The organism is Iamia sp., assembly GCF_035575815.1.
In the GTDB taxonomy this organism is placed as follows: Bacteria; Actinomycetota; Acidimicrobiia; order Acidimicrobiales; family Iamiaceae; genus Iamia.
In genome coordinates, this window is record NZ_DATLXO010000037.1 from 1 (window position 1) to 4,126 (window position 4,126).

Below are 4,126 nucleotides of genomic sequence, written 5' to 3' on the forward strand. Positions count from 1 at the left end.
ATCTGCTCGATGGCCGGACCGGTGGTGCCCACCGGGAAGAAGAGGTCCGGATCGGTGTCCCGGCAGGCGGCGTCGCGACGCCACTCGGCGGAGGCAACGGTCAGGGACAGCAGGTGACTGGGGCTCAGGGCCACGGGGGACCTCCATCGGTCGGCGAGGGAGAGTTCGTGACTCCCTTCACATGCCGTCGCACCCGCGTAAGAAGAACGGTGTGCGCGGCGGCGGATGACGGTGAGGCTACCCCGGTGTGCTAGCTGCGGCAAGCACTTTCTGCTCGTGCAACCGAGGTCACCTCCGCCGTCGAGCGGAGATCCACCCTTATCATTGCCGGAGAGCACTCGTGACCACCAATCGTCCTCTCATCATCGCTCACCGTGGCGCCTCGGTCGCGCACCCGGAGAACACCGTGGTCGCCTTCGCGGCGGCCGGGGCCATGGGAGCAGATGCCGTCGAGCTCGACGCCCGGCGCACCGCGGATGGCGCCGTCGTCGTCCACCATGACGACACCCTTCCCGACGGGCGGGTAATCGTCGGGCTGGCCCGCGCCGAGCTGCCCGACTCGGTGCCCACCCTGGCCGATGCCCTCGACGCCTGCGGTGGCCTGATCGTCAACATCGAGATCAAGAACGGGCCCGACGACGCCGACTTCGACCCCTCCGAGAGCGTGGCCGAAGCGGTCGTGGCCGAGGTGGCGGCCCGGGCCACCGGTGCGCGCACCGTCGTGTCGTGCTTCCACCGTCCCACCATCGACCGGGTGCGGGCCCTGGCCCCCGACCTGGTCACCGCGTACCTCCACCTCCACCTCGACGGGGCCACCGCACTGGCCGAGGCCGTCGCCCACGGTCACCGCCTCCTGCACCCGTGGTACGGCTGGGTCACCGAGGAGCTGGTGGTCGCCGCCCACGTCGCGGGCGTGGGCGTCAACACCTGGACCGTCGATGACCCCGAGCTCATGGTGCGCCTGGCGTCGATCGGGGTCGACGGCATCGTGACCAACGTCCCCGACGTTGCGCTGCAGGTGCTCGGGCCGCGGTAGCGGTGGACCGCGGCCGCCGATCCGGGCCGGCGAAGTGGCGGGTCAGCGGCCGAGCAGCCCGCCGAGGGCGCCGCCCACCCCGCCGCCGGCTCCCGAGGCGGGGCCGGTGTTCTGGCCGCTCTGGTTCATGGCGGCCAGGTCGAGCTCGGAGGGCTGGACGATGACCCAGCCCTGGCCACCGAACCCGATCTGCACGGCCTCCCCGCTCACCCGCATGGTGGCCACGCTCTCACCCGAGAGCTTCTGCTTGAGCATCTTCCCGATGCCGCCCGCCCCCTGGTAGTCGAAGCTGGCCTGGCCCTGGTAGGCGACCATCGCGCCCTGCCGGGCCAGGATCGTGTCCGGGTTGCCGTCGAGACCGACCCTGACCTTCAACAGGGGCCGGGTACCCGTCGTCGACCGCCGATGCGGCCGGATCGCGTCCCGCGGCGAGGAGGTCAGGGGTTGTCGGACCGGGCCTCGTCGCTGGGGCGCACCGGGAGCACCATGGCGAGCACGTCGGGCTCGTGGTGGATGGTCAACCGCTCGGCGTCGCCCAGGTGGTCGCCGTCGAGCTGGTAGGGAAACGGACCGTGGCCGGTGACGTCGATGGCCGTCACGCCGTGGCGCTCGTCGACCGCCCCGATGCGTCCCACCCGTCCACCGCCGCGCACCGCGGCCCCGACCACGCGGAGGATCGAGTCGATCCGCATGGTGCGGACGGTGATGGCGACGAGCGGGCTGTCGAGCGTCGCCGCCGGGGCGATGTCGAGGGGTCGGTTGCCCAGGTAGGTGTAGGGGTTGGTGTTCAAGATGACGGTGAAGTAGCCGTCGTCGATCGTCCGCTCGGCCTCGGGACCGTCGGGGAAGGCCACACGGAAGCGGGGCCTTGTCGTGTCGTAGTGGCGGAACCAGGTGCTGAACGTCGAGTACACGTAGAGCGGGTGGCCGGCGTAGCGCTTTAGCTGCGGCCGTCGCTCGACCTGCTCGATCACCGCGGCGTCGAAGCCGAGCCCGAGGTGGAACAAGAAGTAGCGGCCGTTGACCGATCCGAGGCCGACCCGGCGGATCGACCGGGCAGCGAGGGCCTCGAGCAGCTCGCCGGTCGCCTCGATCGGGTCGTTGGTCAACCCGATGGTGCGGGCGAAGACGTTGGTGGACCCGCCCGGAAGGGTGGCCAGCGCGGTCGACGTGCCGACCAGGCCGTTGGCCGCCTCGTTCAGGGTGCCGTCGCCGCCGAGGACGACGACGACCTCGGCGCCGTCGGCGGCCGCACCTTTGGCCAGGCGGGCCGCGTGGTCGCGGCGCTGGGTCTCGACCACCTCCACGTCGTGGTCGGCCGAGAGCCCCTTGCGGATGACCACGCGCGCCCGGGCCGTGACCGACGAGGAGAACGGGTTGACGATGAGGACGAGGCGCACGGTGAGCCGAGACGGTACGGCACACGCCCGGAGCCCGGCGAGGTGATCGCCGGTCCCGGCTCGCCGGCGGAACGATGTCCTGACGGGCAGGGTAGGTTGCCCGGCCGTGGCGAGGACTCGGGACGACGCGCGGGCACGACGCATCGAGCTGGCGGTGTACGGCGCAGCCGCCGTCAGCTACATCGTCACTGGCTTCTTCGCGCGCAGCGCGGTGCTCAACTGGATCGTTGGGCCCGCCTGGTTCATCGCCTGGGTCACGCTGGTGACGCCCCTCGTCCTGCGCCTCGCCGGGGTGGTGGACCCCGACGGTCCCGGCGTCGGCCTCCCTGCGCCCACGCCGGGCCACGGCATGAAGCCCGAGGACCCGACGTGAGCTGGGCGGCCCACGAGCTCGAGAGCTACGTCATCGGTGAGCACGTCAAGGCGAAGATCTCCTACCTGGCGGTGCTGATCGGGTGCCTGGCGCCCGACATGTTGACCAAGCTGCCCGTCTACGGGATCCATCTCGGGCCCATCGACCTCGACGCCGCCACCGAGCCTTGGGCCTACCACCGGGGCTGGCCCGGCGTGGGCCCCACGCACAGCCTGCTCTTCGGGGTCCTGGTCGGCATCTTGGTCCTGTGGACCACCCGGAACCGGGGCTGGGCGCTCGGGCTCATGATCGGGCAGTGGGCCCACGTTCTCACTGACACCGGCGACAGCGTGGGAACGATGCTGTTCTTCCCGTTCACGACCCAGCACTACACGGTGGGGGCGTGGGCCTATGCCGCCCAGGCCGGCAAGTTCGGCGACGCGGATGCCTACTACTCCAGTCTCGGCGGGGTGTGGGACGCGATCTGGATCGTCATCGTCCTCTTCGGGTGGAGGGCGCTGTCGCGGGAGTTCTTCTTCTCGCGGATCGTGCCCGACGACCCCGTGTGGGGCTGGCTGCGACGGCGACTGCGGCTCTCCAACCGGGCCATGCTGGCGATGTACCGGGCCTACTTCTGCTACGGCGTCACCCGGGTGGTGGCCTGGACCGGCATCGCCCGCATCAAGTCCGACCCCCGACCCCCGATCGACTGGAGCTGGGGCGGACCCAGCTTCGTGGAGAAGGCCCCGTCGAGCTGGCCCGGGTGGGGTGACTTCCTGCTCAACACGGTCCGCGGCGCCGCTCTGTTCGCCCTCGCCGCCTACGCGATCTGGTGGTTCGTCGGTCGCCGTCTCTGGGAGCGCGCCCCCGAGGACCCAATCCCCGCGCCCACCCCGACCTGAGCGGACCGGACGTGACCCGACGGGTGCGGCCCGCCCCCACCGTGACCGGGTGCGGGCCGTCCGGTCAGGCCTCTCGCGTCGGCCGCCCGGGTCAGCCGGCGGCGAGGCGGCGACGGGCCTCGGCGGGCCAGTCGGTGACCACGCCGTCGGGCCCGCAGTCGAGCACCCGGTCCTGCACCGCCCGGGTGCGCACCCAGGCGTGGACGGTGAGGCCCAGGTCGTGGCCGGCCTCGACCACCTTCGGGGTGAGCGAGACGTCCATCACGCTCACCGCAGTGGCCCCGACCTCCGTCGCCCGGCGCAGGTAGGCCAGCGCCGCGCCCTCGCGCAGGGTGTTGTGCAGCCAGGCCCGCTCGTTGGCGGGGGCCCGGCGGCGCGCCACCGCAACGGCCTCGACCCTGGTGCTCCACAGGCGGGCCCGGTCGAGCATCCCGGC

General features: G+C 71.9%; 6 protein-coding genes and 1 pseudogene. 3 read left to right on the forward strand and 4 right to left on the reverse strand.

From position 1 onward, the window contains the following. Positions 1 to 104, reverse strand: a pseudogene (locus tag VNL12_RS20790) (WhiB family transcriptional regulator); the annotation flags it as partial. A gap of 236 nt (positions 105 to 340) precedes the next feature. On the opposite strand from VNL12_RS20790, the gene VNL12_RS03310 reads away from it, so the two are divergent. Then, positions 341 to 1,036 (forward strand): glycerophosphodiester phosphodiesterase, encoded by a 696-nt coding sequence (locus VNL12_RS03310; RefSeq protein ID WP_325591473.1) that lies wholly within the window; start codon positions 341 to 343, stop codon positions 1,034 to 1,036. 42 nt (positions 1,037 to 1,078) lie between these two features. Here VNL12_RS03310 and VNL12_RS03315 read toward each other — a convergent pair whose 3' ends face one another. Further along, a complete protein-coding gene (locus VNL12_RS03315) occupies positions 1,079 to 1,411 on the reverse strand; it encodes an AIM24 family protein (protein WP_325591474.1) in 333 nt (110 codons plus the stop codon). Between the two features lie 62 nt (positions 1,412 to 1,473). After that, on the reverse strand, positions 1,474 to 2,436 hold the full coding sequence (locus tag VNL12_RS03320) for a diacylglycerol/lipid kinase family protein (RefSeq protein WP_325591475.1): 963 nt from the start codon (positions 2,434 to 2,436) through the stop codon (positions 1,474 to 1,476). Positions 2,437 to 2,542: 106 nt separating this feature from the next. Between VNL12_RS03320 and VNL12_RS03325 the strand changes: the two genes are divergently transcribed. Further along, positions 2,543 to 2,809 carry a hypothetical protein gene (locus VNL12_RS03325; protein WP_325591476.1) on the forward strand — a complete coding sequence of 89 codons (267 nt, stop codon included), beginning with the start codon at positions 2,543 to 2,545 and terminating at the stop codon, positions 2,807 to 2,809. After that, on the forward strand, positions 2,806 to 3,690 hold the full coding sequence (locus VNL12_RS03330; protein ID WP_325591477.1) for a metal-dependent hydrolase: 885 nt from the start codon (positions 2,806 to 2,808) through the stop codon (positions 3,688 to 3,690). Before VNL12_RS03325 ends, VNL12_RS03330 begins: the two co-directional genes overlap by 4 nt. A 91-nt stretch (positions 3,691 to 3,781) precedes the next feature. On the opposite strand, the gene VNL12_RS03335 is transcribed toward VNL12_RS03330, so the two are convergent. Further along, positions 3,782 to 4,126: glycerophosphodiester phosphodiesterase (locus VNL12_RS03335; RefSeq protein WP_325591478.1), on the reverse strand; the 345-nt coding region annotated here is incomplete at its 5' end.